The 26,228-nt window shown below is 54.0% G+C and carries 27 protein-coding genes and 5 pseudogenes; 23 read left to right on the top strand and 9 right to left on the bottom strand.

What is annotated here, in order from left to right; genetic code table 11:
- The first annotated feature begins 146 nt into the window (after positions 1-146).
- The 3 genes from TKWG_RS17640 (at position 147) to TKWG_RS17630 (ending at position 2,981) form a co-directional block, all read left to right on the top strand.
- A complete protein-coding gene (locus TKWG_RS17640; RefSeq protein ID WP_014752140.1) occupies positions 147-1,424 on the top strand; it encodes a 3-isopropylmalate dehydratase large subunit in 1,278 nt (425 codons plus the stop codon).
- The gene (locus TKWG_RS17635; protein WP_014752139.1) at positions 1,421-1,933 is read left to right on the top strand and encodes a LeuD/DmdB family oxidoreductase small subunit; all 513 of its coding nucleotides are present in this window, start codon (positions 1,421-1,423) and stop codon (positions 1,931-1,933) included. Before TKWG_RS17640 ends, TKWG_RS17635 begins: the two co-directional genes overlap by 4 nt.
- Before the next feature lie 184 nt (positions 1,934-2,117).
- Positions 2,118-2,981, top strand: a complete 864-nt coding sequence (locus TKWG_RS17630) for an isocitrate lyase/PEP mutase family protein (protein ID WP_041709626.1) — start codon at positions 2,118-2,120, stop codon at positions 2,979-2,981.
- A 68-nt stretch (positions 2,982-3,049) separates the two neighbouring features.
- Here the strand turns inward: TKWG_RS17630 and TKWG_RS25480 are convergent.
- The 3 genes and pseudogenes from TKWG_RS25480 to TKWG_RS17620 form a co-directional block, all read right to left on the bottom strand.
- Positions 3,050-3,519 (bottom strand): annotated as a pseudogene (locus TKWG_RS25480) (GntR family transcriptional regulator).
- A 113-nt stretch (positions 3,520-3,632) separates the two neighbouring features.
- Positions 3,633-3,725, bottom strand: coding sequence for a GntR family transcriptional regulator (locus tag TKWG_RS22805; protein ID WP_014752137.1), 93 nt, complete (start codon positions 3,723-3,725; stop codon positions 3,633-3,635).
- 97 nt (positions 3,726-3,822) lie between these two features.
- Positions 3,823-4,788, bottom strand: a complete 966-nt coding sequence (locus TKWG_RS17620; protein WP_014752136.1) for a Bug family tripartite tricarboxylate transporter substrate binding protein — start codon at positions 4,786-4,788, stop codon at positions 3,823-3,825.
- A gap of 608 nt (positions 4,789-5,396) precedes the next feature.
- Between TKWG_RS17620 and TKWG_RS17615 the strand changes: the two genes are divergently transcribed.
- From TKWG_RS17615 to TKWG_RS21915, 3 genes are all read left to right on the top strand, one after another.
- Positions 5,397-6,266, top strand: a complete 870-nt coding sequence (locus TKWG_RS17615; protein ID WP_014752135.1) for a TauD/TfdA dioxygenase family protein — start codon at positions 5,397-5,399, stop codon at positions 6,264-6,266.
- Between the two features lie 93 nt (positions 6,267-6,359).
- Positions 6,360-7,310: an Nramp family divalent metal transporter gene (locus tag TKWG_RS17610; RefSeq protein ID WP_050981662.1), complete on the top strand. Its 951-nt coding sequence runs from the start codon at positions 6,360-6,362 to the stop codon at positions 7,308-7,310.
- Between the two features lie 68 nt (positions 7,311-7,378).
- On the top strand, positions 7,379-7,726 hold the full coding sequence (locus TKWG_RS21915) for a divalent metal cation transporter (protein WP_148274578.1): 348 nt from the start codon (positions 7,379-7,381) through the stop codon (positions 7,724-7,726).
- Between the two features lie 48 nt (positions 7,727-7,774).
- Here TKWG_RS21915 and TKWG_RS17605 read toward each other — a convergent pair whose 3' ends face one another.
- From TKWG_RS17605 to TKWG_RS17595, 3 genes are all read right to left on the bottom strand, one after another.
- Positions 7,775-8,788: a LacI family DNA-binding transcriptional regulator gene (locus TKWG_RS17605; RefSeq protein WP_014752134.1), complete on the bottom strand. Its 1,014-nt coding sequence runs from the start codon at positions 8,786-8,788 to the stop codon at positions 7,775-7,777.
- Between the two features lie 172 nt (positions 8,789-8,960).
- Positions 8,961-9,260, bottom strand: coding sequence for a HigA family addiction module antitoxin (locus TKWG_RS17600; RefSeq protein ID WP_014752133.1), 300 nt, complete (start codon positions 9,258-9,260; stop codon positions 8,961-8,963).
- A 217-nt stretch (positions 9,261-9,477) separates the two neighbouring features.
- Positions 9,478-10,398, bottom strand: a complete 921-nt coding sequence (locus tag TKWG_RS17595) for a LysR family transcriptional regulator (RefSeq protein WP_014752132.1) — start codon at positions 10,396-10,398, stop codon at positions 9,478-9,480.
- Positions 10,399-10,511: 113 nt separating this feature from the next.
- Between TKWG_RS17595 and TKWG_RS17590 the strand changes: the two genes are divergently transcribed.
- From TKWG_RS17590 to TKWG_RS17545, 11 genes and pseudogenes are all read left to right on the top strand, one after another.
- Entirely contained in the window at positions 10,512-11,666 is a 1,155-nt protein-coding gene (locus TKWG_RS17590; RefSeq protein ID WP_014752131.1) for an iron-containing alcohol dehydrogenase family protein, read from the top strand.
- A gap of 22 nt (positions 11,667-11,688) precedes the next feature.
- A complete protein-coding gene (locus TKWG_RS17585; protein WP_014752130.1) occupies positions 11,689-12,570 on the top strand; it encodes a TauD/TfdA dioxygenase family protein in 882 nt (293 codons plus the stop codon).
- Positions 12,571-12,627: 57 nt separating this feature from the next.
- A pseudogene (locus TKWG_RS27335) lies at positions 12,628-13,604 on the top strand (Bug family tripartite tricarboxylate transporter substrate binding protein).
- Positions 13,601-14,418 (top strand): annotated as a pseudogene (locus tag TKWG_RS26190) (alpha-hydroxy acid oxidase); the annotation flags it as partial. The pseudogenes TKWG_RS27335 and TKWG_RS26190, both read left to right, overlap by 4 nt.
- Positions 14,412-14,800: pseudogene (locus TKWG_RS26180) on the top strand (alpha-hydroxy-acid oxidizing protein). The pseudogenes TKWG_RS26190 and TKWG_RS26180, both read left to right, overlap by 7 nt.
- Positions 14,801-14,882: 82 nt before the next feature.
- Positions 14,883-15,215: a nuclear transport factor 2 family protein gene (locus tag TKWG_RS17570; RefSeq protein ID WP_014752126.1), complete on the top strand. Its 333-nt coding sequence runs from the start codon at positions 14,883-14,885 to the stop codon at positions 15,213-15,215.
- Between the two features lie 12 nt (positions 15,216-15,227).
- The gene (locus TKWG_RS17565; RefSeq protein ID WP_014752125.1) at positions 15,228-15,998 is read left to right on the top strand and encodes a fumarylacetoacetate hydrolase family protein; all 771 of its coding nucleotides are present in this window, start codon (positions 15,228-15,230) and stop codon (positions 15,996-15,998) included.
- Complete coding sequence (locus tag TKWG_RS17560) at positions 15,995-16,987, top strand: NADPH:quinone reductase (protein ID WP_014752124.1); 993 nt, start codon at positions 15,995-15,997, stop codon at positions 16,985-16,987. The genes TKWG_RS17565 and TKWG_RS17560 overlap by 4 nt, the downstream gene beginning before the upstream one ends.
- 187 nt (positions 16,988-17,174) lie before the next feature.
- On the top strand, positions 17,175-17,792 hold the full coding sequence (locus TKWG_RS17555) for a TetR/AcrR family transcriptional regulator (RefSeq protein ID WP_041709625.1): 618 nt from the start codon (positions 17,175-17,177) through the stop codon (positions 17,790-17,792).
- Positions 17,785-18,492, top strand: coding sequence for a glutathione binding-like protein (locus tag TKWG_RS17550; RefSeq protein WP_014752122.1), 708 nt, complete (start codon positions 17,785-17,787; stop codon positions 18,490-18,492). Before TKWG_RS17555 ends, TKWG_RS17550 begins: the two co-directional genes overlap by 8 nt.
- A gap of 43 nt (positions 18,493-18,535) precedes the next feature.
- Positions 18,536-18,979 carry a YchJ family protein gene (locus TKWG_RS17545; protein WP_041709623.1) on the top strand — a complete coding sequence of 148 codons (444 nt, stop codon included), beginning with the start codon at positions 18,536-18,538 and terminating at the stop codon, positions 18,977-18,979.
- Positions 18,980-18,991: 12 nt separating this feature from the next.
- Here the strand turns inward: TKWG_RS17545 and TKWG_RS17540 are convergent, their stop codons facing one another.
- The 3 genes and pseudogenes from TKWG_RS17540 to TKWG_RS17530 form a co-directional block, all read right to left on the bottom strand.
- Positions 18,992-19,423 carry an SRPBCC family protein gene (locus TKWG_RS17540; RefSeq protein ID WP_014752120.1) on the bottom strand — a complete coding sequence of 144 codons (432 nt, stop codon included), beginning with the start codon at positions 19,421-19,423 and terminating at the stop codon, positions 18,992-18,994.
- Positions 19,420-19,754, bottom strand: a pseudogene (locus TKWG_RS17535) (ArsR/SmtB family transcription factor). Before TKWG_RS17535 ends, TKWG_RS17540 begins: the two are co-directional and overlap by 4 nt.
- Before the next feature lie 146 nt (positions 19,755-19,900).
- Entirely contained in the window at positions 19,901-20,788 is an 888-nt protein-coding gene (locus TKWG_RS17530) for a LysR family transcriptional regulator (RefSeq protein ID WP_014752118.1), read from the bottom strand.
- 142 nt (positions 20,789-20,930) lie between these two features.
- Here TKWG_RS17530 and TKWG_RS17525 point away from each other — a divergent pair, with 142 nt between their 5' ends.
- From TKWG_RS17525 to TKWG_RS17505, 6 genes are read left to right on the top strand one after another with little or no spacing between them, the layout of a single operon-like run.
- Positions 20,931-22,439, top strand: coding sequence for an ABC transporter substrate-binding protein (locus TKWG_RS17525; protein ID WP_014752117.1), 1,509 nt, complete (start codon positions 20,931-20,933; stop codon positions 22,437-22,439).
- Positions 22,440-22,471: 32 nt separating this feature from the next.
- Positions 22,472-22,744 (top strand): ABC transporter permease family protein, encoded by a 273-nt coding sequence (locus tag TKWG_RS21910; RefSeq protein ID WP_014752116.1) that lies wholly within the window; start codon positions 22,472-22,474, stop codon positions 22,742-22,744.
- Positions 22,741-23,409 carry an ABC transporter permease gene (locus tag TKWG_RS17520; RefSeq protein WP_014752115.1) on the top strand — a complete coding sequence of 223 codons (669 nt, stop codon included), beginning with the start codon at positions 22,741-22,743 and terminating at the stop codon, positions 23,407-23,409. The genes TKWG_RS21910 and TKWG_RS17520 overlap by 4 nt, the downstream gene beginning before the upstream one ends.
- Complete coding sequence (locus TKWG_RS17515; RefSeq protein ID WP_014752114.1) at positions 23,406-24,245, top strand: ABC transporter permease; 840 nt, start codon at positions 23,406-23,408, stop codon at positions 24,243-24,245. The genes TKWG_RS17520 and TKWG_RS17515 overlap by 4 nt, the downstream gene beginning before the upstream one ends.
- Positions 24,242-25,234: an ABC transporter ATP-binding protein gene (locus TKWG_RS17510; protein ID WP_014752113.1), complete on the top strand. Its 993-nt coding sequence runs from the start codon at positions 24,242-24,244 to the stop codon at positions 25,232-25,234. Before TKWG_RS17515 ends, TKWG_RS17510 begins: the two co-directional genes overlap by 4 nt.
- Positions 25,228-26,226 (top strand): ABC transporter ATP-binding protein, encoded by a 999-nt coding sequence (locus tag TKWG_RS17505; protein ID WP_014752112.1) that lies wholly within the window; start codon positions 25,228-25,230, stop codon positions 26,224-26,226. Before TKWG_RS17510 ends, TKWG_RS17505 begins: the two co-directional genes overlap by 7 nt.
- Positions 26,227-26,228 lie beyond the last annotated feature (2 nt).

Below are 26,228 nucleotides of genomic sequence, written 5' to 3'. Positions count from 1 at the left end.
AGTAGGCCCGGGCATTGCGAAATGGCTGGAGCCGGTCCCGGCCGGTGAGCGCGATGAGTTTTGGTGTGTATACGCAATACTTGTATTGTTGTAAGTACATCTTTATAATAAGGTAGACTTCGTATATTTTCCCAAAGGACTTTGCTATGGCGGCGCAGACGCTTGCACAGAAACTGATCGCCCGGGCCAGCCACCGGCAGGAGGTGGCGGTGAACGAGATCGTGACATGTGCAGTGGACCTGGCCATGTTTCACGATTCCAGTGGTCCGCGCCGGCTCAAGCCTATGCTTGAAAAGCTCGGGGGCCAAATCTGGGATAAATCCAAGGTGGTCCTGGTGATGGATCACTACGTCCCCGAAGAAGATGACGACTCACGCCGGATCCTGAAAATCGCACGCGACTGGGCCAGCGAGCAACAGCTTCCCAATGTATATGATTCTATTGGCATCTGCCACGTGGTGCTGCCGCAGAAAGGTCATTTAAGCCCGGGCATGTTTTGCGTCGGTGGCGACTCGCACTCGCCCACGGGCGGGGCATTTGGCGCGTATATGTTCGGCATCGGCAGCACCGAGATGCTGGGCGTGGTGGTAACTGGTGAAATATGGGTACGCACGCCGCCGACCATTGCCATGGATTGGTCCGGGCTACTGCCGGCCGGCGTGACGGCCAAGGACATGATGCTGCATATGATTGGGTTGTATGGTACCAATGGCGCCAATTATGCGGCCGTCGAATATACCGGTAGCGCGGTGTCGGCGCTTTCCATGCAGGAACGCATGACGCTATCGAATATGAGTGCCGAGCTGGGTGCGCAGGTGGGCCTGATTGCACCGGACCAGACCACGCTGGATTATCTGGCGTCGGTGGGCGTAAATGCAGACGTAGATCTGGATTATTGGCGCAGCGATGACGCCGCTCAGCGCGAGGTACGCTCTTTTGACGCCAGCACGCTGTCGCCTATGGTCGCGGCGCCGCACAGTCCGGACAATGTTCATCCTGTCGATCACATGCGTGATATACCTGTGCAGGTGGCCTACATCGGCGCCTGTACCGGCGCCAAGCTGGAAGATTTGCGTGCCGCCGCAACGGTGCTCAAAGGCCAGCGTGTCGATTCCGGCGTTCGCCTGATGGTGGCGCCGGCCACCTTGCGTGACCAGCAGGATGCGCAGGATGAAGGAATAATGGATATTCTGGTTAATGCGGGCGCGCAGGTATTTGCCACTTCCTGTGGTGCCTGTTCGGGCTATGGCAATGCGCTGAAGGGGGCCGCCAATGTGATCTCCAGTACGGCGCGCAATTTCAAGGGGCGCATGGGATCGGCTGACACCCAGGTGTATCTGGCCTCGCCCTACACGGTTGCCGCATCGGCACTGACGGGACGTATTTCAGATCCACGGATCGTGCTGGCGGAGGGTAAACAATGAGCAGATATCGCGTTTGGCGAGTTGGCGAGAATATTGATACCGACGCATTGGCGCCAGGGGCCTATATGAAAATGGACCTGCCAGAGCTAGCTACGCATTGCCTGGAGGCTCGCTACCCTGGTCTTGCCGCGGCGCTGCGGCCTGCAGACGTGCTTGTTGCCGGCCCTGGTTTTGGTATTGGCTCGTCGCGGGAACAGGCGGTCGGCGTGCTGGTCCAGCTGGGTGTTAAAGCAGTGATTGCACCGTCCTTCAGCGGTTTGTACTTTCGCAATGCCTTCAATCTGGGCTTGCTGGCCATTGTATGCTCCCAGGCCGAAGCTATTGACGAGGGCAGTTATATTGAAATTGATACGGAGCGATCAGTGCTGCGCGTCTATCCTGATACAGAGACCGGCAGCGAGCCGTTGCACACGTTTGCCTGTCAGGCCATTCCGCCATTTCTGGTTCAGATGGCGGCGGCTGGCGGTTTGCTGGCCCAGCTGGAGCGCAAACTGGCTGGCGCATCCTGACAATGGTGGCTGTGAGCGTCGCGCTGGCAGCTAGCGCTATGAAGCTTGTGATCGCGGCGTTCGTTCGTCGCCGGACGTTTGTTCTGGCCGTTTAATTTGCTCCTTCTTCCGATATGCATTGGCGGGTGTCCGTTCGTCAATAACCTTCTTCTGGTCGACATCTGGTCCAGAACTGAACACTTGAATACAAATGAAATCACTTAAAACTCTTCTGCAATCTTCTTCCTGCCTGCTTGTGCCAGGCGTTTATGATTCCTTGTCTGCCCTGATTGCAGAACAGTCCGGTTTTCAGGCTGTGTATCTTTCCGGTGCCTCAATTGCCTACACCCGGCTGGGTCGCTCCGATGTAGGCCTGACCACTTATACGGAAGTGGAGCAGACGCTCTCGCGCATTGCCGATCGCATCAGTCTGCCGGTTATTGTGGACGGTGACACCGGCTTTGGTAATGCGATGAATGTCATGCGCACGGTACGGGGTTTCGAGAAGGCCGGCGCATCCATGATTCAGCTTGAAGACCAGACATTCCCGAAGCGTTGCGGTCATCTGGCCGGAAAATCGGTGATTCCTGTTTCCGAAATGTGTGGCAAGCTCAAGGCTGCGCTGGATTCGCGGCACAGCCAAGGCACGCTAATTCTGGCCAGAACCGATGCCGTGGCAGTGGAAGGGCTGGACGCAGCGCTGGAACGGGCCGAAGCCTATCTGGAATGTGGCGCGGATGTTCTTTTCATAGAAGCGGTGCGCTCCGAAGAACAGATGAGCCAGACTTGTGCGCGGTTCAATGGGCGCGTGCCATTGCTGGCCAATATGGTGGAAGGGGGTATGACACCTATTCATTCGGCAAGCGATCTGGGGAAAATCGGCTTTAGCATTGTGATTTTCCCCGGCGCTGCGGCGCGCGCGGTTGCGCATGCGCTTGAGCGCTTTTACGGCCAGTTGTACCAGCACGGTTCGACCAACGGGTCGGCGGATGCGATGCTCAATTTTGATCAGCTTAACGATTTGATTGGTACACCGTCATTGCTGGAGCAGGCTGCGCGTTACGAGTAAGCAATAGAAGTACGAGGTGGTGCGCATTTATACGAAAGCGATGCGCATGAAGAGGGTCAATAACTCAACTACGCCTGCGTGTCGTTCACAATCCAGCCGTCGATTCCTTTGGAGCGCTTATTCGATAGCGCCATGCGATACTCGAATCGTTCAGGATTGTAGACGGCAATCAGATATTCAACCGGGCGTCCCTGTGTGTCGCGGGTTAACCGTTTGATACATAGCAGCGGCGATGAGATGCCGACATCCAGCGCATCGGCGTGATGGGCGTCGGCCGCCGTTGCGGTAAAGGCCTGCTCGGCCGAACCAAGCTTGATACCCAATCCTTTCAAGAGCGCTTGCAAGGGCTGCTGCGTCATGTCCTCTTTGGTATACCTCCGCCCGATATCCTCGGTACATAGGTGACCAGATAGGAAAAGGGTTTGTCGTCGTGATAACGAACACGGATAGCCTTTTGCACTTTGCTGTTGGCAGGCAATTCCAGTTGATGCGCCGCTATCTGGCTGGCGGTTTCGTATTCAAAACTGAGCAGACGCATCTGGGTGCCCGAGCCATTTTATTCAAATGGGCTACCAGTTTATTGATATCCGCCGACAGAGGCTGTGTCGCAACATTGCGCGGCAGGGAAAGTTCCGGAACCCTGGCGCCGCTCTACCAGCCTTCGCTTTGCAGAAGATCCAGGGAGCGCCGGATGGTCAGGCGCGAGACCTGGTAGGTCTCTGCCAGCACGTTTTCTCCCGGCATCGCTCCTGATGGTCATACTGACCATTTTCTATCGCCTGTTTGAGCAGGCGGTATATTTTGTAGTAGCGAGGCGTGGGATTATCAATCATAGGGGCAGTCAGTCGGCAGTTACTCCGGTGAATTTTACGACGTCGGCATAGCGTTTAATGTCTTCGGACACAAACCGGGCAAATTCCTCTGGCGTACTGGTAACCACGGTACCGCCTTCGGGCTCAATCATTTTCACAAAATTCTCGTGCTGCGCACCTTCTACAGCGGCCTTATTCAACTGAGTCAGGCGCTCTTTGGACATGCCGGCTGGCCCGAACATGCCGAACCAGGCTTTGGAAGAAAATCCTTTGACGGTGTCGCCGATAGGCGGTGCGGAAGGGAATTGTTTCATTGGTTCAGGGCTGGTTACGCCGAGAATCTTGATGCGCTCGCCGCCGGCCAGCGGCATTACGTTGACAGCACTGGCAAACATCAGATCCACCTGTTCACCCACTACATCCTGTATGGCGGGCGATGTACCTTTGTACGGTACGGTCAGGCCTTTGATCTTGGCGCCCATCTCGAAGCTGGCCGTGGCCATATGCAGGGAAGAACCCATGCCGCCTATCGCAAAAGAGTATTTACCTGGCTCTTTTTTGGCCATGTCGATCAGCGAGGTCACATCCGATGCCGGGAAATTTTTGCGGGCGATCAGTACGCTGGGTACTTCGGCGAGCATGGTGATGGGCGTGAAATCTTTCTCCGGGTCGAACGGCAGCTTTTTGTAAAGCGTCGCATTAACCGTAAAACTGGTGAAACTGATCAAAAGCGTATTGCCATCCTTGGGAGCGCGGGCAACGGCATCAGCGGCAATATTTCCGCCGGCGCCTGGCCGGTTCTCGACGATCACGGTTTGCCCAAGAATACCGCTCATTTCCTGGGCAATCCCGCGGGCAACGCGGTCGGTGGTGCCCCCGGGCGTTGCGCCCACGACCAGTTTAAGCGGCGGTTTGTCTGCTGCGTAGGCGGCAAAGCCGGTCGTGCAGCCAAGTATGACGGCGAGCAGGCCAGCACGTAAATAGGATTGGTGCATGCAAAGTCTCCTCTAATTATATGCATGTAAAGAACGTATTAAATCATATACATGTACTGATGATAATACAAGTTAAGTGTAAGCATGAATATTGCAGGGAGTTATAGCTCACTTGTCGGGCAGCGAGCCATGCCTGTTGTGATAAACTGGCAGGCTACTTAATGTGCCGTGCCGGCTCGCTTTCCTGCGAGCAATAAAGCGGTCGTTGCATCATCGTCACGCGAATGAAATCGGCCGTCACCATGTGGCCCAGTCGCAGGTTAATGCGTGGCCGAAACAATACATAATGCGTCTTTTTTATTCTTCTATCGTATTTATATCCGATCTGATTGCCTGGTTTGAGTTCGCCTTTTTTGCGCAGAAGCGACAGCAGTTTAACTAAGCTAAGACGCGTCTAAATACGAGAACGTAACAACCAGTATCAATTCCGGATTGCTGGTTAAGGGTTTTTGTCGCAAAATATGATTACGTAGTCATTTTTTTGCAAGAGTGCTAGCGTACGACGTGTTGCTTCGGCGTTCGGTCGTCACCTTCGGAAATTGACCTGCCTGTCTGTAAGAATTAACAATAATTCACGAGCCTATTGCTGCTTTAGAGGAGGATTCATCATGAGTTTATCAATTGCACCCGTTCATCCCCATTTTGTTGGTGAGGTGAGTCACGTCGACCTTCGGAGTGCTGACAATCAAGCGTTGCAGGCCATTCGGGATGGGATGGACAAGTACGCAGTACTCGTTTTTCATGATCAACCGATGACGAACGATGAACAATTAACATTTGCTCAGCGTTTGGATGGAGAGTTGCACACTAAAACGTCGCTATCTGTGTTGGAGAAAAGCCGTTTCGGAACCAATGCCATTACGGATATTTCAAATGTAAATGACAAAGGCGAGGTGCTCAAAGCCGATGACCGCCGTCGTGTCAGTTCATTAAGCAATCGGCTTTGGCATACGGACGCATCTTTTAATGACCCAGCCGGGCGTTATTCCATGTTGTCGGCCAAGGTTGTGCCGCCTGTCAGTGCGGATACGGAATTTGCGGATATGCGTGCTGCCTATGATTATCTGGATGAAGAAACCAAAGAGAAAATCGAAGGTCTGGCTGTTTTTCATTCCATCGTTTATTCGCGTCATGTGCTGGGTTTCGAGTTCTCAGAAGAAGAAAAGGCCAAGTTGCCTGGAGCTGTTCATCCTCTGGTTCGCGTCATTCCCCGTTCTGAAAGAAAATCGTTGTATTTGGCCTCACATGCCTCGCATATTGTTGACTGGCCTGTGCCCGAAGGTCGCGCCTTACTACGCGAGTTGACCGAACATGCAACCGCCCGTGAATTCGTCTATCGGCATGCCTGGAAAGAAAATGATTTTGTGATATGGGACAACCGGGCGACGATGCATCGCGGCCTGCCTTTTGATGACAAAAAATACCCCAGAGAGTTACGCCGAACGACCACGCTGGACCTTGAAATGGTAACCGCCTGAACCACAAAGACGGTGCAACCATAAAACACGTCGAAAACTAGTTGGCTGCATCACAGGCGAAATAATGACTTATAACAAGGAAGAGACAAAGCTATGACTGTAAATGCAACTGACATCAAAGCGTCAGGGAAGGCGGCTGCGGCGTCATATCCCGAAAGCATGGTCCCTGATGCCGATCCGGCACCCGCGGGCGCGCCCATACCTTCAACATTCTGGGGCTATGTGAAGTCCTTTGGACCGGGTATTGTCCTTGTCCTTACCTGGTTGGGGGCCGGAGATCTGGTCGACAATGCGGTGGCAGGAGCCCATTATGGGTACACCCTGATGTGGGGGCTTGCGCTGGCATTGATTGTGCGCTATCTGCTTGTCAGCATTATCGCCAACTATCAACTGATGAACATACAGGGGCATACCATTTTTGAAGGGTATGCCAAGGTATGGAAGTATTATCCGATCTTGCTGGCAATTGGAGGCATCGTTCTTGGCCACTTCTATGAGTCTTACACCATCAAAGGATCAGGAGAGGCTCTGTATTATCTGACTGGCGAATCTGGCTCCGTCATGCTCTGGAGTATTGTAGCTGTGATTGCGGCGGTGCTGATTACCGGTAAGGCGGTATACCGCTATCTGGAAAATGTAGAAAAAATTATTCTGGTCGTTCTGGCCGCGAGTCTGATAGGCGGCGCCATTGTGGCAAAACCGGATGTGGGCGCGATTGTCGCTGGTACTTTTGCATTTGAGGTCCCTCAGACAGTCGGCTCTTATGGCGCCTTACTGATCGTTATATCGCTTATTGGTGCAGTAGGCGGTTCGCTTGCCAATTTGCTCTATCCCACATTCATGAAAGAAAAAGGATACATTCGACCTGAGCATCGCAAAGTGCAACGGTATGATTTGCTATTCGGCATTTTTGTCATTATCGTGCTGGATCTGGCCGTCTGGGTCATGGGGGCAGAAGTATTACACCCGCGTGGTATAACAATATCCAATTTCAATGACTTGGCGCATCTGCTCGGTCAGGTGGCCGGGCGCTTGGTGAGTTAGTCATCTATTTGGGCGTGCTGTGCGCCTGTTTCAGCTCGGTCATTGGCTATGCGCTTGGATTTCCGAAAATGGCAATGGAATGTGTGTATTGCGTTGCCCCTGAGCGCAAGGAAAAGTACAAGGCTGAACCCAGCAAAGATCCTCTGTTTCGCCTGGCTTACTTTCTTGTAGCCATTTTGCCTTTGATGTGGGCAATTCCAGGCATGCCGGGTTTTATTCTGTTGACCATATTTGTAAATGCAGCACAGGTTGTGCTTATGCCGCTGGTTTCCATCGGTTTGATTGTGCTGATCAACCGTAAAGATCTCATGGGTGATTTAGCGGGCAATAAGTTCCATACCATCATGCTTGTATTTCTCACGGCACTGGCGATTTGGGGCTCGTACGTTACCTTCGCTTCTATGCTGGGAGCCTGACTGCAGATGCGTGTAGCGGGTAATGCAGGATGATGGCGATACGGGAAGTTATGGGTCGATTTTGCTGGTGGTCTCTCGAATCACGAGTTTGTTGGGAAGCCTGACTGTCTCTGGCTTAAGTTCGGGATTTTCGATCCGCAGCAGCAGACGGTCAACAACCAGGGCAGCCATGCTTGCCAGTGGCTGCCGGATCGTTGTAAGGCCGATCGCTTCCCAGCCAGCCATTGGGATATCATCGTACCCCATTACCCACAGGTCTTCAGGAACGCGCTTACCACACGCTCGGGCGCCATCGAGCGCACCGATTGCGATGATATCATTGGTACAAAAAACGGCGTCAACATCGGGCGCTAAACGCAACAGAGATTGCATCGCCTGATAGCCATTTTCATAAGTAAAAACAGTGAATTGGGACGGAGGGTGAATAAGTTTAATGGGCCTGGTGGCATTTTTCAATTTCTCCATAAACCCTTTTTCACGATCCAAAATTGTGCTGGCTTCGGAAAATCCGGTAAGCAGGCCGATATGCCGACGCCGACCTTTGACAAAATATTCCGCCACTACTTGGCCGCCTTTATAGTTATCGCTGATCACGGCATCATAGGATTGACCAGATAGCTTGCGGTTCAAAAATACAACCGGCTTGCGACGGGCAATCATTTGGTGTTGGCGCCTGGATGACGCAACGGCTGTTGCGAAGATAACACCGTCCACATCGCTTTCAGCAATCGCGCTCGCCGTCGCATCGTCCAGCTCAGTGCTTGTTTCCCATATCGTGGTTTTTAAACCATGACTCGCCAACTGATTGACGAGCAGGTGCAAAAGACAAGGGTATAGTGGATTTGTCAGGTTGGCCAGTACCACAGCGATGGCGCCACTGCGATTGGTCTTCATCTGGCGTGCTGCAGCGTTTGGCGTATAGCCATGTTCCTGAATTACTTGCAGCACATGTTTGCGTGTTTCGCTCTTGATACTGGGGTGATTTCTGATCACACGTGATACTGTGCTTTGCGATACGCCTGCTAGAAGGGCAATATCCTGGCTGGTCAGGTTTTTTTTCATTTGGTAAAGTAATATTGTTATTTCATATTAAGCGAACATCTGATTTACCCGTCATCCAGCGACTCGCCTTCTGTTGTTCATCCGAAGCAGCGTAGCAATGCTGCTCTCAGACGATATCTATCCATTGAGTAATATTGCTGACAGGAAAAATTTTTATCAGAAATTGCAATTGCTATATTTGAGCTTGCTCCAGGGGTTTGATTTTAGCCAGTACATCGGCCAGCGCATCTTTTGCTCGCGCCTGATCGTAGCTCAATTGCAAACCTGTCCAAAACTCATCAGAGGTACCAAAATAGCGCGACAAACGCAGGCCGGTGTCTACCGTCACGGCGCGATTGCCGGCGATAATCTCACCAATGCGTCTTTGTGATACGCCAATCTCTTTTGCCAGCCGATACTGGCTGATGTTCATGGGTTTCAGAAACTCTTCCTGCAGTATTTCGCCAGGCGTTGGATAAGGTACGGTACGCATAGTCACCTCCTAGTGATAGTCCACAATTTCTACGCGCTCGGCGTCATGCCCTGTCCGGACAAGCAAAGGACTTGATCGTATAGTAACGTAAGGCGTTAGTAACGTAAACAGATAGTATCAAGATCATCGAAAAAAGCAATTCGCAGCTTCCGAGCTGGTGATCTCTAGCTCCCTAAAAGCATCGCAATCGTGTTCAACCCCAACGCCACCCGCACATTCACAATTTACCCGACGTACTAGTCCAGTTCATATCCTGAAAATACCCGCGCAGGTGGTCAATGAACAGGCGCACCTTGTATGGCAGGTAGCGTTTGCTTTGGATGACCGCGTAAATATCCAGTCCTTCACATTTGTAGTCGGGTAGCACCACCTGAAGCCGACCCTGGGCGATCAATTCCTCGACCATGTAGCGCGGATGCATGGAGATGCCGTAATGGCGCTGCGCCAGATGCAGTAAGGATTCACCCAGGTTCGAGTTGAAAGCGCCGCCGACCTGAACTTTATGCTGCTTGCCTTGGGTATCAGTCAATTGCCAGACAGAGGTAGGGGCTTTCAATGTGTGCAGCAGGCAGTTGTGGTCTTTCAAATCTGCAGGATGTTTCGGTTTCTTGCCCCGTTTCAGATAATCGCTTGTCGCTACCAGCACTTGCGGCACAACGGCGATTTTGTAGGCGATCTGGCTGGTGTCGCGCAGATGAGGGGCAATTCTGACCGACAAATCCATATTCTCGGCAATCAGATCGCTGCGGCCATCATCAAGTTGCATCGTGATTTGTACTTCCGGATAGGTTTGCAGAAAAGCCTGGGCAGCAGGCGCCAGGTGAACAGCACCGAAAGAGGGTGGTGAGCCCACACGAATTCTGCCGGTCGGGCGCTGCACCGAGCTGCGCACCAGGTCTTTGAGTTCGGTGAGCGCACGGGACACGCTATCGGCATTGCGCAGCAAAATTTCACCGCTTTCCGTCAGGCTGACACGCTTGGTGTTGCGCTGTAACAGCTGGGTCTCGAAGGTTTGTTCCAGCCAGGCAATTTTCTTGGAAATAACCGAGCGGCTGGTGCCAAGCCGCTCGGCTGCTTTTGTAAAGCTCAGGCCTTTTGCCACCTCCACAAAGACCTCAATGCATTCGACAGTGTTCATGGTTGTGCACTACCTGTGTTCGCCAATGGGAAACAGTTATTTTGCCATCTGTTTCTATGCATACGCAATTCTCATGCATAGAATGGCCGTAATTTCCGACTTTGTTATATCTCATGACTATCCCTCATATCGATTATCACCTGTTTGGCACGCATGTAAAGTTCGGCCCGGGCTGTGCGCAGGATTTGCGCGCAGAGCTGAGCGCGCTGGGCAGTATTCGTCCGGTGGTGCTGATGCAGCAACGCATGGCCGACTCGCACCACTGGGCAACATTGCGTCAAAGTCTTGGCGGTATGCAATTACATGCGTTCACTCAGGTGCCGAACCACAGTAGCGTGACATGGGTAGAACAGATGGCGCGCGAGATAGCAGATTTTCGGCCCGACAGCATTGTTGCCCTGGGCGGCGGCAGTGTGTCCGATTCTGCCAAGGCGTTGTCTATGCTGCTGGCAGAGGGCGGAACGCTGGCCGATCACGTGACTCGCTTTACCCCACCGTCGAATGTCGAAATCCCGGTGCGGACAAAGCCAAAACTGCCGATCATTGCGTTGCCGACCACTGCTTCAGGTGCTGAGTTGACGCCATCGTTTGGCGTGCGGCAAGACGATCACAAGCTGCTTTTCTGGAATCGCCAGGTGGCCAGTCGCACGGTGCTGATTGATCCGGACTTAAGCAGCGATATTCCCCTGGCGCTGATGCGTTATACCGCCATGAATGGTCTGGCGCATTGCTTTGAGGGTATGTATTCGCGCAACCGATCACTGATCTCCGACGGTATTGCATTGCAATCGATTGAGTTGTTTGCCCAGGCGCTCACAGACGATGGCCTGAGCCAGCAGGCGCAGCGCTGGCGTCTGCTGCTGGGCGGGCATTTGTCCGGCATTGTTCTGTCAATGGCCAGGACCTGCCTGCATCATGCCATTTGTCATGTCATTGGCGCCAGGCATAACGTGGGGCACGGTCAGGTCAATACCATCATCCTGCCGCACGCGCTGCGCTTTAATGAATCCGTCGCCAGCGCCAGTCTGGCTCCCGCGCTGGCGGTGCTCAATCGCATAGCCGGTACCAGGCATTCAACTGTTTCCGGCTGGATTGCACATGTGATTGAACAACTGGATCTGCCCGCGTCTCTGGCCGGTATTGGTATCACGGCTGACGATCTGCCGCCGATTGCTGCGCAGACCATGACAGAGCGCGGACTTGCAGTAAATCCCCGTCCGGTTAGCCATGCCGATGAGGTGTTGTCCATTCTGCGACAGGCCGCTTAATACTTTTGTAGAGGAATCATTTATGAGAATTGAACCAAAGGCCGCCAGCCTGGGTGCCACGATTTATGGCGTTGACCTGTCCATGCCATTGACCCCAGACAATCACAAGGCCATTGAACAGGCATTGGGCCAGTATGGCGTTGTCAGCTTTCCCGACCAGGAACTGACTGCCAGGCAACTGCGTGACTTTTCGGCGCATTTTGGCACGCTGGAAATCAACGTCGCTAATCTGTTTCATGACGAGCAGTATCCGGAAGTCATGATTCTGTCGAATATGAAAGAAAACGGCAAGCCCATCGGCCTTAGTGATGCCGGGCAGGATTGGCACACCGATATGTCCTATAGCAAAACCATTGCCTTTAGCAACGTGCTGTATGGCATCCAGATTCCTTTTCGTGATGGTAAATCATTGGGCAATACAGCCTTCTGCAATATGCATGCGGCGTACGAAGGATTACCCGAGGAACTGAAGGCAGAGCTGGCAGGCATGACGATCACGCATGACTTTAACAAGTTCTGGGACATGATGCGTCGTGAGAAGGGAAGCACGCGTCCACCGCTGACTGAGGAGCAGCGCAGACGCAAGCCGCCGGTCTCGCACCCGGTTTTTCTTACCCATCCGATTACCGGCCGCAAGGTGTTGTATGCCAATCCGGGATATTCCATGAGAATCAATGAACTGCCGCAGGCGCGCAGCGATGAGATTCTGCAGTTTCTGTTCACACATCAGGTAAGGGAAGAGTATTGCTATCGTCATCAATGGGCTCAGGGCGATGTGCTGATGTGGGACAACATTGGCACGATTCACAATGCGGTGGCGGACTACGGCCCGGATGAGCATCGCCTGATCAAGCGGTGCCAAGTCATGGCAGATGAATATTTTCCAGAGCAGTATGAACGTTAAGCGAAACCCTTTTGGGTGGCACTACGAAAAAAAACATAATTTGAATTGGAGACTACAATGAAGCTGATAAAAAATCTGGCTGTCGCTGCTGCGACGATGGCATGCCTGGTTACCGGTGTTGCCGGGGCCGCAAACTATCCCGACCGGCCGATCCGTATGGTGCTTGGGTATTCTGCGGGCGGCCCGACAGACGTGGTTGCCCGTGTGGTCGCCAAGCATATGAGCGAATCGCTGGGGCAGCCTGTTGTCGTGGAGAACAAGCCCGGTGCCAGCGCACATATTGCTGCAAATGACATCATGCAGGCGGCACCAGATGGTTACAAAGTGCTGGTAACCTCGCTCACTCTTAACGTAAACCCCCTGCTGTATCCGGACCGATATAACTACGAAGCGACCAAGGTATTTGAGCCGATTGCCAACTTTGTGACCTTGCCAATGGTGGTCGTGACAAACTATAAATCGCCCTATAAAAATATGCAGGATTTGATTGCGGACGCCAAGGCGCACCCGGGCAAGCTCACTTTCGGGTCATCCGGGTTCGGCGGATCGGCCACCTGACGGCAGAAATGCTGGCGACACAGGCGGGTCTGGATATGGTGCATGTACCATTCAAGGGCAATGGCCCGGCATTGCAGGAAATGATTGCCGGACGAATCTCCTTTATGTTCTACCCCAGCGTGGGTATTGCCGACTATGTGGCAGACAAGCGCTTGCGGATATTGGCAGTCGGTACCCGGGAACCGCATCCGGACTTTCCGGGCGTGCCCACCCTGGAAAGCATGGGCCTGAACGGCTTTGAAGAAGCCGCGTCTTTTATCGGCATGCTGGCCCCGGCAGGAACACCCAAGGATATCGTGACCAAATTGAATCAAGCGGCAGTGGCCGCGCTGTCCAAGCCCGAGGTGAAAGCGCAGCTAAAACAGTTGGGTGCGAACATTGTCGGCAATTCGCCGGAGGCGTTCCGCGAATTCCTGATTAAGGACAAGGCGCGCTGGCAATCCGTTATCAAGAACGGCAACGTGAAGCCAGAATGAAGCAGCGAGACATGAAGCGGATGGCCGTCAATGACTGTTATTGCATAGCGCGTTTGAGAGATAGGGCCCGCGCCAGGTTGCCGAGCGGGGTGTTTGATTTCTATGACGGCGGCGCCGAAGACGAAATCACGCTCCATGACAATTGCAATGCATTCAGCCGGGTCCGCCTGCTGCCGCGTGTACTACGAAATGTCTCTCGAGTGGACATGTCTACGCAGCTATTTGGCGCTGCCATGGCGCTGCCCATGGCCATTGCGCCGACCGGCGCCGTCGGGTTCGGCTGGCGCGGCGGCGATATCGCGCTGGCGCAGGCGGCGGCCAAACATGGCATACCGTACACGCTTTCAACGTCGGCCACGGCGTCCATCGAGGAAATTGCCGACAAGGCTCCCGGGCGGCTGTGGTTCCAGGCCTATATCCTGCAGGACAAACAGCGTCTTCAATCGTTAATTGATCGTGCCAAGGCGGCCGACTACGAGGCGCTGGTCATTACGGTTGATCTGCCAGTTGGTGGCAAGCGGGAAAGAGATTTGCTCAATGGCCTGAGTTTTCCCATGAAATTGGGATATCGCAACATCGGGCAGTTTGTCAGAAAGCCTGGTGGTCGCTCAATATGTTGCTGCACAAGCCGCCGGTGATGCCAAGTTTGCAGGGGCTGGCAACATTGCAGGCGGACAGGGCCAGGATGCAGGGTGTTGCCGGAATGAATTACGATCCGGCATTTGATCTGGCCGCGTTGCGCGCGCTGCGTGATCGCTGGCCCGGCAGGCTGATTATCAAGGGCGTTGTCAATCCGCTGGATGTTGAATCGATTCTGGCGGTGGGCGTGGATGCACTGATTGTGTCAAACCACGGCGGGCGCCAACTGGATACAGGCTGGCTACGCTGGACGCCTTACCTGGCATCGTGCGTGCCGTCAATCAACGCGTGCCTGTGCTGCTGGACGGCGGTATACGTCGTGGCAGCGATGTATTCAAGGCGCTTGCTCTGGGGGCGGCAGGGGTGCTCTCAGGCCGAGCGACCTGTTCGGCGTGCTGGGCGGCGGCTATGAAGGCGTGGATCGTGCCTTGACTATCCTGAGTGATGAACTGAGACGGACGATGCAGCTTTGCGGCACGCCCAGTCTGGCAGATATTGACGCCTCGGTCCTGGCACACACGTCTTTGAATCGTAGTAACGGAGATCTATTGGTATGAATGCAGCAATGAAACAGTGTGAGAATCAGGTGATGCTGTTTTTTCGCCATCTGGATGAACGTAGCTACAGCGCCTGGCGGCGGTGCTGACACCGGATGCGATCTGGCGGCGCCAGGGCAAAGTGCTCAGGGGGCCGCAGCAAGTGCAACAGGCATTGCAGCAGCGTTCGCCAACCATGAGAATCGCGCACATTATTACAAATCTGGTATTTGATAAATGCGAAACGCAATGTTGCACGATCCGCGGCTATATGCTGGTGATTCGGCATGAGCCCGACGGACCAGTCCAGGGGCCTTGCCCTTTGCAGGGTATTGATTCGATCCGCAACGTGCATATTCAAATGAAGCGGGTGGCAGATAGCTGGCTGATTGCCGAGCTGAGCGCAGAAGAGACGATTTTTTCAGCGAACGCGTAAAGGGGAAAAACGATGAGATGGCTTCGATATAGTCTTAAGGGCGAAACCGGCTACGGAATACTCAGTGATGAGGACACGATCACAGTGGTCAGGGGAGACCCGCTGGGCAAATATGAAACAACGGCAACACGACTGCAATTGCAGGACGTCACCATTGAAGTGCCTATTGTCCCACCCACCTTCTATTGTGTGGGCCTCAATTACGTCAAGCACATCAGTACAGAAGGGTTGACGATTCCAAAAAAACCGGACGTGGGCTATCGGGCGAACAACGCGCTTATTGCGCACGGCCAGGACGTGATCATGCCTGCGGATGCCACGCGCATCCATTACGAAGGTGAATTGGTGGTTGTGATCGGCAAGAAAGCAAAGAATATTTCAGTGGGCGAGGTAAAGGATTGCATTTTTGGCTACACGATTGGCAATGATGTGAGCGAACGCAACTGGCAGGCGTCCGATCGCACGTTCTGGCGTGCAAAGAATACGGATACATTCAAGCCGATGGGGCCATGGATTTGCACCGATGCCCAAATTGCGACCATGCAGACGGTGGTATCGGTCAACGGCGAGCAAAGTACGCGCTTTGATACGGCAGACATGCTTTTTGGCATTGAGGAATTTATCAGCACCATGAGCCGATATCTCACCCTGTACCCTGGCGACATGGTGTGGATGGGCACGGACGGCCATTCGCCGAACTTGCAACCGGGCGATCGCGTGGATGTGAGTCTGACGGGACTGGGGACCTTAAGCAATCGCTTCATAAAAGAGGCGCTGACATGATGCAGGCGGCATGGTATGAGAAAAATGGTCCCGCCGACCAGGTGTTGCAGGTTGGACAGCAACCGGTTCCACAAGCGGACGCCGGCCAGGTTCGGGTGCGGCTTGCGTGCTCTGGTGTGAACCCTTCGGATGTGAAATCAAGGGCGGGTGGGCGTCCGGTGCGTTGGAACCTGATTATCCCACACAGCGATGGCGCCGGCATTATCGACCAGGTAGGTCAGGGCGTAGATGCCGGCAGAGTGGGGGAGCGGGTCTGGTTATGGAACGCGCAATACAATCGCGCGCATGGTACAGCAGCCGAATATATTGTGTTACCTGCAGAGCAGGCGGTCGAGTTGCCCGAGAACGTGTCGTTTGAAGCGGGGGCGTGCATGGGCATTCCGGCATTGACGGCTTTTCGCGCTGTGGAGCTGGCCCAGATTGAACCTGAACAGACGGTATTGGTTATTGGCGGTGCATCCGGTGTTGGCTATTACGCCGTCCAGATGGCGCAGGCGCAGGGCGCGCGCGTGATTACTACCGTGGGGTCGCAAACCAAGGCAGCGTTTTTGCATGAAAGTGGCGTCCATGACACGATTCTTTATAAGGAAGAATCTGTTGCCGATCGTGTGCTGGCTATGACAGACGGGGCGGGTGTGAATGCCATTATTGATATGGATCTGTCCACGACAATTGCGCTGGTGGATGCGCATGTGCTGGCGCAGCACGGGCGGCTTGTCTGCTATGGTTCCAATGAGCGCGGGGTTGTGCCCCTTAACTATGGCCAGTGGCTGCCGCGATCGCTGTCGCTGCATTTTTTTCTGGTCTATGAACTAACCCATGCACAAAGGCTGCGCGCATTGGACGGCGTGCAGGCAATGCTGCGCAAAGGACTGCTGGAACACCATATTGGACCGACGTATCCGCTGGCTGATGTTGTGCTGGCGCACCAGGCGGTGGAGAGTGGGACGTCGTTGGGGAATGTGATTGTGAATTGCGGTGGTGGGTAATCGCGCACAGTTGCTTTAGCCAGAATACTCATTGAACATACCGCGCATCAAAATGCGCCTGCAGCAATGTATGCGCATTTTTTGTTATAAGCATATGTTTGACTATTTTAGATCGATCGTTTTAGAATGACCAAAATAACGGATAACCCCCTGTCTTATGGCAAGACTATTTTGAGTGATCGTGACAATGGGCCGACCAAGAGAGTTTGACGAAGACGCCGTGCTGGCTGCAGCGATAGACTGCTTCTGGCAGCACGGATACGAAGCGACTTCAGTCCGGGAGCTGGCCTGCAGGATGGGGCTCACCGGCGCAAGCCTGTACAACGCGTTTGGCGACAAGCGAACCCTGTATCGCCGCGCGCTCAACTACTACGTGCAAACCAGCTTTGCCGCCCGTGCGCATCAGTTGCAGGCAACGCTGTCCCCGCCGGAGGCGATACGCGCCTTGTTTACGGAAACCATTGAACGCTCCCTGGACGATAAGCAGCGACGAGGCTGCCTGATTGTGAACTCTGCGCTGGAAGTGGCGCCGCATGATCCTGAGTTCCGGCAGATCGTCACCGAGGTACTCGGACACGTAGAAGAATTCTTTCGACGCTGCATCCGTGCCGGCCAGCGTGACGGCACGATCACGAACAGCCATAGCGCCATAGAGCTGGCGCGCATGCTGCTGGGTATTCACATCGGGATGCGTGTGCTGGCCAGAACCCGGCCGGAACGCACCTTGCTCGAGGGAATGATTCGCCCCGCATTCACGTTACTTACGCCTGACCCATCCCATGCAAAAAGGAAAAATGATGATTGATTTATATTACTGGCCTACGCCCAATGGTCACAAAATTACCCTGTTCCTGGAAGAAGCCGGACTGGATTACCGAATTCATCCTGTAGACATTAGTGCCGGCGATCAGTTCAAACCTGAGTTCCTGGCTTTTTCCCCGAACAATCGCATGCCGGCGATCATCGACACAGCCCCCACCGACGGTGGCGAGCCAATTACCGTGTTCGAATCGGGTGCCATTTTGCAATATCTGGCCGAAAAAACCGGCAAATTTATGCCTGCCGATGTGCGCTCGCGCAAAACAGTAATGGAATGGGTCTTCTGGCAAATGGGCGGACTGGGCCCCATGGCCGGACAGAATCACCATTTCGGCGTTTATGCGCCCGAGAAGATTCAGTACGCCATTGACCGCTATGTTAAAGAGACCAACCGTCTGTACGGGGTGCTTGACCGTCGCCTGGAAGGCCGCCCTTTCATCGCGGGCGAGGAGTACTCAATTGCGGACATGGCGTCATACCCGTGGATCGTGCCACACGAGCGCCAGCAACAAGATCTGCAGGCGTTCCCGAATCTGCATCGATGGTTTGATCAGATTCGTCAGCGGCCGGCTACCGTGCGCGCCTATGCCAGGGGCGAGCCGTTTGCGAGCCGGCCAGCGGTCACCGAGGAAGGCAAGAAGATTCTGTTCGGACAGACCGCCCAGACCGCCGGGGCGCGAGCATGAGGGCGGTATACTTCTTTGCCGATATTACTTTTGCAATTTTGCTGTGAAACAAGACCCCTCCTTTCCCTTGCAGTCGCCATGTCCCTGCGGCAGCGTGTCAAGCTATGAGGCTTGCTGCGGTCGTTGGCACCATGGCGTGCTGCGCCTGATGGCGCCCGATGCGCAAACCCTGATGCGCTCCCGCTATAGCGCGTTCGTATTGGATGAGCTTGGTTATTTGTTAGACACCTGGCACAGCAGCACCCGACCGGTGTCACTGGAACCCAATGCGCCGGGCACCAAATGGCTGGGGCTGGAGGTGCGGCAGCATACTCGGCAAGACGACGATCATGCCACGGTAGAGTTTGTTGCCCGCTCCCGCCACAACGGACGTGCTGCGCGCCTGCATGAAGTGAGCCGCTTTGTACGTGAGGACGGGCGGTGGTTTTATGTCGATGGTGATTTTGTTGAAAAAGAGCGCTCGGCAGGGGCCAGGCGCCCGCAGTAAAGCGGCAGCCAGCTATTCTGCCTGGGTTAGCACATGCTCCAGCTTTCCAAAAAACTGTTGCCATCCGGATTTCGCGCCCCCAAGGGCTTGCTTTTGTTCGGGTCGGAAACCTGATTGCTCCATACGCAGATGGGTGCCTGTTGCCGTTGGCGTGAGCGTAAAGGTGACAACGCTTCTCAGATCGAAGTCTGGATTGTCGTTAACAAAATTCCAGGTGTAGGACAACACGCTGTTCTGCTCGATGGCGAGTACTTCGCAATCGAGCACGCCGCCCCAGTCGCCTTGCAGTTTGAAACGATGGCCAATGGCGGGAGCAAAGTCGTTTTTCATGAGCCATTCTTCTATCAGATGAGGCACGGTAAGCGCTCGCCAGACCTTTTCAGGAGGATGGGCAAGCTCACGTTCTAATACAACTGAGCGTATTTCAGATGTGGTTGTGTTCATTGATCTATCCTTTGGAGAAGTGCTTCAAGGTCGTTAAACCGGCTTTCCCAGAAGCCAGTCATTTTGCTGGTCCAATCGACCAGCGGCGCCAGCGCGCTGCGTTTGGCGCTGTAATGAGTCTGCCTTCCTTCATGGCGGTCTAGCACCAGCCTGCCTGTTTAAGAAGTGCCAGATGCTTTGAGACGGCAGGCTGAGATACGCCGGCTTGTGCGGTCAAGGCGGCCACGGTCTGCTCCCCGTCGCGACAGAGGCGCTCGAAAATAGCCCGGCGGGTTGGATCACCAAGCGTGCGAAACAGCAAATCGTGAGAGTGGGGTGTCGAAGTATTCATAGCTATCCGGTTATGTATTTTAATAATAACCGTACGGTTATGAGTTGGTCAAGCCCTGATTTGCAGGTCTAGTTGTCTTCTAAGTGGAGGTGCGAAAGCCAACCGCAGTGCAAGACTGTATCGCCCGGCAAGTTGTAGCCAGCCGGTTAGTGCGCCAGCATGCCGTTTGCCTGCTCCTGCCTGACCAGACGCCGTACGCCCCCGATAAATTGTTTCTCTAATGTACTGGGTGGTCCCTGTTCGCGGTAGATGGCCACCAGATCAAGGGTGATGGGCGGATCAAATTGCATGCATCGGGATTTGTCTCTTAATACAAATTTTGCTGTGAATTCATCCACAATCGCCAGCCGATCCTCATACTCCGCAATGGCGGCAGCGACGTAATAGGTTTCCACCTTGACCTGGTTGGTAAATTGATACGGAATGGCCATGGACTCTATGATGCGGGTGACAGGGTCTCCCGCAGAATACGTGATCAGCTTTCGGAAGTCTACCTGGCGAGGGTCATTCACCTGGCCGCTGCGCGGTCCGGCCAGCACCATGTTCACTTTGGCAATGGTGGAAGCTGAACAGTCCGGATACTCATCCGGCTTGAATGTGAAAGCGATATTGATCTCGCGCGAGCGCAGTTTTCTGATTAGTTCCGATTCATGTCCCGTAGTGATTTCAATATTGATATCTGGATAGCGTTGCCGAATGAGCGACACGGCCTGTGGCATCAGATGCAGGCCCAGACTTGGCAGGCAACCCAGTTTGAGCGACCCTGCCGGATGCTGGTGAATATTGGACGCCAGCGAGCGAATATGCTCCAGCTGGTTCATCATTTTTTCAATTTCCGGCGCCAGCGACTGCGCTTCCGGCGTCAGCTTCAGCCTGCCTTTGACGCGCTCGAAAAGCTTGAAACCCAGTTGCAGTTCGGCATGCCCCAGGGTTTTGCTGACTGCGGATTGAGAAATATTAAGCAAGCGCGCCGCCCGGCTGACCGAGCCGGTCGTGCGTATGGCGTGAAAGATTTCGATATGTCTTATTTTCACCGGCGTCCCATAGTATGAGTTTTAGTCATGGATGATATAACTTTTTTCCTTTGCATACTATACCCATTGCCTGCAAAATAGCCCGAGAAAGCAGGATCTTCCCATTTGCCATTTTTTAAAGTGTGTTTCCCGGAGAGCCGTTATGATCAGATTTCATTCACTATTGAAAGTCGCAATTGCTGTTGCCTGTGCGCTCAATGTCGCTCAGGCCGCGGCAAGCCAGTTTCGATTGGGCATTGCAAAGGATTTGCTCACGCTCGATCCCATTGCTTCGAGCGATAACCCGTCTATCTGGACACAGTTGCTGATCTATGATCAATTGGTCAAGCCCTCTGCGGATGGGACCAAAATAGAACCTGGGCTGGCCGACAAATGGGAGATCAGCCCGGATGGAAAAACCTATACCTTTCATCTCAGGCAAAACGCGAAATTCAGCGACGGCAAAGCGGTAACGGCAGATGATGTGATTTTTTCATTGAAGCGGGCAGCAGGAGAAAAATCCGGCTGGGCACGATTCTTCAAACCCATTACCGGCTATGAAAAGGTGGATGACAGCACGGTAAAACTTAAGCTGGATGCGCCTTTTACGCCGATGCTGAACAATCTGGCCTTGTTTTCCGCTTCCATATTGCCGGCAGCGCTACTGGAACAAAAGGGCGACGAATTTTTCAATGCACCCATAGGCAGCGGTCCCTTTTCGCTCAAAGCCTGGCAGAAGGGCCAGCGCGTCTCATTAGACAAGAATCCCAACTACTGGCAAGAAGGAAAGCCCGCTGTGGACCAGGCTACGCTGGAGATCATTGGGGACGATAATGCGCGTATCCTTAAGTTGAAGGCCAATGAGCTGGACGCGGCGATGGACATTCCATTTAACCAGGTCGCCATGCTCAAGAATGATCCGAATATCAAGACAGCCGTGGCTAAAGTGTTTCGCACCGATCTGGTGCAGATGAATGCCAGCAAAAAGCCCTTTGATGACATTCGTGTTCGACAGGCTTTGAACTATGCCATTAACAAGCAGACCATTATCCAGGGCGTATTAAAGGGCAACGGCGAACCGGCGTCTTCCTCGTTGCCCATCATGGCGCATCACAATACCGATATCAAGCCGTATCCCTTTGATCCTGCCAAGGCCAAGCAGCTTCTTGCCGAGGCCGGTCTTGCGGACGGTTTCAAGGCGACGCTGCTTATCCCGTCTGGGGATGTGACTTCACGACAGGTAGGTCTGGTCATTCAGAATGCCCTGAGCAAGATTGGCGTGACCATCCAGGTGCAGACCATTGAGAGTGGGTCGCAGTTTACGACAACCAAAGCCGGCAATTATGAAATGTCGCTGACCTATACCACCAGCGATACGATCGACCCTGACCAATTGATCGGCTTTACTGCTGTTAATCCGGAGCGGGCTAATGCCTTACATACGAACTGGAAAAGCGAGCGCGTTAACGCTTTGTATGCAGAGGAACGCAAAACGCCCGAGGGTGCTGAACGCGGACGTATGTTCAAGGAAATCGAAGCAATCGTAAACAAGGAAGCGCCGTTTATCTTTCTTTATCACCAGGGTGTCCCTTATGCCTATCGCTCCAATATCGAAGGCTTCCGTGTTCTGCCCACCTCAAATTACAGGCTTGAAGAAGTCCGGGTGAAGTAAGCGCCAGAATCAGGATACAACAGGGGTAGCTCGTGATATTGCGTTTTATTGTCTTGCGGTTGGTGCAGTTGATCCCGGTATTGCTGGGCATCACGATTCTGGCCTTTCTGCTTTTGCGGGTCATGCCCGGGGATCCGGCAACACTGTTGCTGGGAAGCCGGGGCACGGCCGAGGATATCGCCAAACTGCAGCATCAACTGGGCCTGGATAAACCACTGGTGGTTCAGTACTTTCAGTTTTTGCTGGACTGCCTCAGGGCGATTTCGGCACATCGATTGCCTTTCGCACCTCGGTTGGGCCATTGATTTTTGATCGTCTATGGGTGACGCTGGCGCTTGTCGCCTACAGCACGGTTATTGCAATTGTGTTGACCATTCCACTGGCTTTCCTGGCCGCATTGCGCAAGAACCAGGCAACCGACAACCTGATCAAGTTTCTGTTTATCTGTTTTATGTCGATGCCGGCGTTCTGGCTGGGTATCCTGCTGGTTCTGGTGTTCTCGGTCTATATCCCGATCTTTCCGGTGTCCGGGCTCAACGGTGGTGTTTTCGGTCTGTTGCATTCGCTGTTTCTACCGGCGCTGGTCATTGCGCTGAGTACCGCGGCCCTGACCGTACGTTCCCTGAGAAGCTCGATTATTGCGGTGCTCAATGCCGATTATATTGACACGGCCTATGCCAAAGGCATGAGTCGAATGCAGATTCTCAGGCGTCATGTATTTCGTAATTCGTTACTCTCCACAATCTCGGTGCTGGGGGTGCATACCAGTTGGGTCATCGGTGGCACAGTGGTCATTGAAGCCGTGTTTGCCCTGCCAGGCCTGGGTGGATTAATGGTCTCATCCATTGCTGCGCGTGATTATCCCATGGTGCAGGGGTTGACAGTGACCTTCGCGGTGCTGGTTGTATTGATCAACCTGGCGGCTGACCTGGCCTATGTGGCTGCCGACCCCAGGGTGGAATTATCATGAACACGATATTGAACGGGTGGCGCAGCGGACGGCTTGCGCAGAATTATTCTTTGTGGGCGGGCCTGGCCCTGTTCATGCTCCTGATTCTGGTGGCCTATGTGGTTCCGGCAGTATTCCAGATAGATACATCCGAGATCAATTTTGACAGTAGTCTGCAGGGCCCGAATCTGCAGTATCTCTTTGGCACCGACGACCTGGGGCGGCAGGTATTGTGGCGCTCGATCGAAGCGCTTAAGACCGACCTGGAAATCGTGGCGGTGTGCGTGCTGATTCCATTTGTAACCGGCTCGTTGATCGGCCTGATATCGGGCTATGTAGGCGGGTGGCTGGATACGCTGATTATGCGTATCGTTGATATTGTCTGGGCGTTTCCGTTTTATGTGCTGGTCATTGCCATTGTTGGTTCGCTGGGACCAAGCACGCAGAACATGTACCTGGCCTTTACGCTGGTGGTCTGGATTTCCTTTGCGCGAATCGTGCGCGGCGAAGTGCTGCTGGTCAAGACCACTGAATATGTTCAATCCGCACGGGTCATGGGCTACAGTCACTTGCGGATTCTATTTCTGCATATTCTACCCAATGTTATTACACCTGCCATTGTGTTCATGATGGCTGATGTCGTCCTGACTATTCTGGCGGTGACCTCCCTTGGTTTTCTGGGGCTGGGCATACAGCCACCCACGCCTGAGCTGGGGGTCATGATCGCTGAAGGCCGCAATTACATATTCGATGCGTGGTGGATCTCCGTCTTTCCGGGAATCATGATCATCTATATCGGCGTGACGTTCTCCCTGCTGGGTGACGGGATTGATAATCAACTCAGGGTGAAATCATGAATGTGACAACGGAGGATGTACTTCGGGTAGAGAACCTGCACGCCGGTTTTGGCCAGCGTGGTCGCGCACAGATGGCAATCGAAGGCGTGACGTTCCAGGTTAAGAAAGGCCGGGTATTTGGCCTGGTGGGCGAGTCCGGCTGCGGAAAAAGCACCACCTGCCGTTCGATTATCCGCCTGTTCGGCGGCTCGCCCTTTGTGATTGAACAAGGGCGGATCCTGTTTGACGGCAAGGACCTGGCTGCAATGGACGAGCAGCAGTTGACGCAAGTGCGCGGTCGGAAGATTTCCATGATTTTCCAGGACCCCATGACCGCATTGAATCCGACCATGCGGGTGGGTGATCAGGTGGCAGAAATTGTACGGCGCAATCATGCCGGCTTGTCGTCAGCCCAGGTCCGGGAAAAAGTGGTGGGGCTGCTGCGTGAAGTGGGCATTACCTCTGCCGAGCGACGCTTTAATGCCTGGCCGCATGAATTGAGCGGCGGGCTGCGCCAGCGGGTGCTGATTGCCATGGCGCTATCCTGTGCGCCAGAGCTGCTGATTGCCGATGAACCTACCACGGCGCTGGATGTCACCATTCAGGCCCAGGTTTTACGGCTGCTGCACGAGCTGCGCGAGCGTGTGGGTATGTCTGTGTTGCTGGTCACGCATGACCTAGGCGTGGTCGCCCAGCATTGCGATGATATGGCAGTCATGTATGCCGGCAAAATTGTAGAAAGCGGTAGCGTGGCAGAAATTTTTGCCAACCCGCGCCATCCCTACACGCGGGCGCTGCTCAATGCATTGCCCGCGCACGTTGATCCGCAGCACAAGCTGGAGCCGATCGCCGGCGAGCCTCCTGCCGCCGGGCACTATCCTACCGGTTGTCGTTTTCATCCACGCTGCAAGTTTGCGATCGAACGATGTCAAGTCGAAAGCCCCCAGAGTGAAAACCTGACGCCGGCACACGCCTGTGCCTGTCATCGTAAGGAGGAAGCGTTGTGGTAAGCGAATCACATGCTCCAGCTCTGCTGACGGTACAAAATCTGGAAAAGCGTTATGGTAGCCGACGACGTCTGGGCGACTTTCTCACAGGCAAACAAGCGGGCTTTCTGCATGCGCTCAAAGGCGTGTCGCTGCACGTGAACGAAGGCGAAATTGTTGGGGTGGTGGGCGAATCCGGTTGCGGTAAAAGCACCCTGGGCAAATGTATTGTCGGATTGCAAAGGCCTTCGGACGGAACGGTTATCTGGTCAGACGGCAGATCAATGGACCAGTTTAGCCGATTCGAACGCAGCACCCGGATTCAGATGGTGTTCCAGGATCCGTATTCGTCGCTGAATCCGCGATTTACCATTGGACGCCTGCTCAAAGAGGCGCTGGCGACGCATGTCCCGGCGAGTAATAAAGGTGATCTGGCCGCTGAGGTGGACCGGTTACTTGGCATTGTCGGCTTGCCGCTGTCACTGAAACAGAAGTTTCCTTATGCCTTAAGTGGTGGTCAGCGTCAACGGGTTTCCATTGCCAGGGCGCTGGCCGTCAACCCGCAACTGATTATTGCGGACGAACCCGTGTCTGCGCTGGATGCGTCGGTGCAGGCGCAGATTATCAATCTGTTCGAGGAGATCCGGCATAAGCTGCGGGTCGCGTTTCTGTTCGTCGCCCATGATCTGAACGTGGTTAAGCGCGTGAGCGATCGCGTCCTGGTGATGTATCTTGGGGAGATTGTGGAGGAGGGCAGCAAGGATGATATCTTTTCCCGGCCCCGGCATCCCTATACGCGGGCCTTGCTGTCGGCGATCCCGATTGCCGATCCGTCGGTCAGGAATCCATCTGCGATTCTGGAGGGTGAACTGCCCGATCCGCATGAAACCATTGCAGGCTGCGCGTTCTCGAGCCGTTGTCCTTACGTGACAGAACGCTGCAGGCAAAACCATCCAGAGCTGACACCCGTCTCGGGAACACAACGCGCCAGATGCATACGATTGGCAGAGATCTAGGA

It is taken from the genome of Advenella kashmirensis WT001 (assembly GCF_000219915.2).
GTDB classification, from domain to species: domain Bacteria; phylum Pseudomonadota; class Gammaproteobacteria; order Burkholderiales; family Burkholderiaceae_B; genus Advenella; species Advenella kashmirensis.
This window is presented reverse-complemented; position numbering and strand designations above follow the sequence as displayed.

Excerpts from the sequence above, each read along its gene's own strand:
- TKWG_RS17555 (WP_041709625.1), top strand. The coding sequence starts at position 17,175 with ATGGGCCGACCAAGAGAGTTTGACGAAGACGCCGTGCTGGCTGCAGCG.
- TKWG_RS17540 (WP_014752120.1), bottom strand. The coding sequence starts at position 19,423 with ATGAACACAACCACATCTGAAATACGCTCAGTTGTATTAGAACGTGAG.
- TKWG_RS17525 (WP_014752117.1), top strand. The coding sequence starts at position 20,931 with ATGATCAGATTTCATTCACTATTGAAAGTCGCAATTGCTGTTGCCTGT.
- TKWG_RS21915 (WP_148274578.1), top strand. The coding sequence starts at position 7,379 with ATGGCAATGGAATGTGTGTATTGCGTTGCCCCTGAGCGCAAGGAAAAG.
- TKWG_RS17560 (WP_014752124.1), top strand. The coding sequence starts at position 15,995 with ATGATGCAGGCGGCATGGTATGAGAAAAATGGTCCCGCCGACCAGGTG.
- TKWG_RS17550 (WP_014752122.1), top strand. The coding sequence starts at position 17,785 with ATGATTGATTTATATTACTGGCCTACGCCCAATGGTCACAAAATTACC.
- TKWG_RS17615 (WP_014752135.1), top strand. The coding sequence starts at position 5,397 with ATGAGTTTATCAATTGCACCCGTTCATCCCCATTTTGTTGGTGAGGTG.
- TKWG_RS17610 (WP_050981662.1), top strand. The coding sequence starts at position 6,360 with ATGACTGTAAATGCAACTGACATCAAAGCGTCAGGGAAGGCGGCTGCG.
- TKWG_RS17620 (WP_014752136.1), bottom strand. The coding sequence starts at position 4,788 with ATGCACCAATCCTATTTACGTGCTGGCCTGCTCGCCGTCATACTTGGC.
- TKWG_RS17565 (WP_014752125.1), top strand. The coding sequence starts at position 15,228 with ATGAGATGGCTTCGATATAGTCTTAAGGGCGAAACCGGCTACGGAATA.
- TKWG_RS17640 (WP_014752140.1), top strand. The coding sequence starts at position 147 with ATGGCGGCGCAGACGCTTGCACAGAAACTGATCGCCCGGGCCAGCCAC.
- TKWG_RS17510 (WP_014752113.1), top strand. The coding sequence starts at position 24,242 with ATGAATGTGACAACGGAGGATGTACTTCGGGTAGAGAACCTGCACGCC.
- TKWG_RS17635 (WP_014752139.1), top strand. The coding sequence starts at position 1,421 with ATGAGCAGATATCGCGTTTGGCGAGTTGGCGAGAATATTGATACCGAC.
- TKWG_RS17600 (WP_014752133.1), bottom strand. The coding sequence starts at position 9,260 with ATGCGTACCGTACCTTATCCAACGCCTGGCGAAATACTGCAGGAAGAG.
- TKWG_RS17515 (WP_014752114.1), top strand. The coding sequence starts at position 23,406 with ATGAACACGATATTGAACGGGTGGCGCAGCGGACGGCTTGCGCAGAAT.
- TKWG_RS17585 (WP_014752130.1), top strand. The coding sequence starts at position 11,689 with ATGAGAATTGAACCAAAGGCCGCCAGCCTGGGTGCCACGATTTATGGC.
- TKWG_RS17605 (WP_014752134.1), bottom strand. The coding sequence starts at position 8,788 with ATGAAAAAAAACCTGACCAGCCAGGATATTGCCCTTCTAGCAGGCGTA.
- TKWG_RS17590 (WP_014752131.1), top strand. The coding sequence starts at position 10,512 with ATGACTATCCCTCATATCGATTATCACCTGTTTGGCACGCATGTAAAG.
- TKWG_RS17595 (WP_014752132.1), bottom strand. The coding sequence starts at position 10,398 with ATGAACACTGTCGAATGCATTGAGGTCTTTGTGGAGGTGGCAAAAGGC.
- TKWG_RS22805 (WP_014752137.1), bottom strand. The coding sequence starts at position 3,725 with ATGCCGGGAGAAAACGTGCTGGCAGAGACCTACCAGGTCTCGCGCCTG.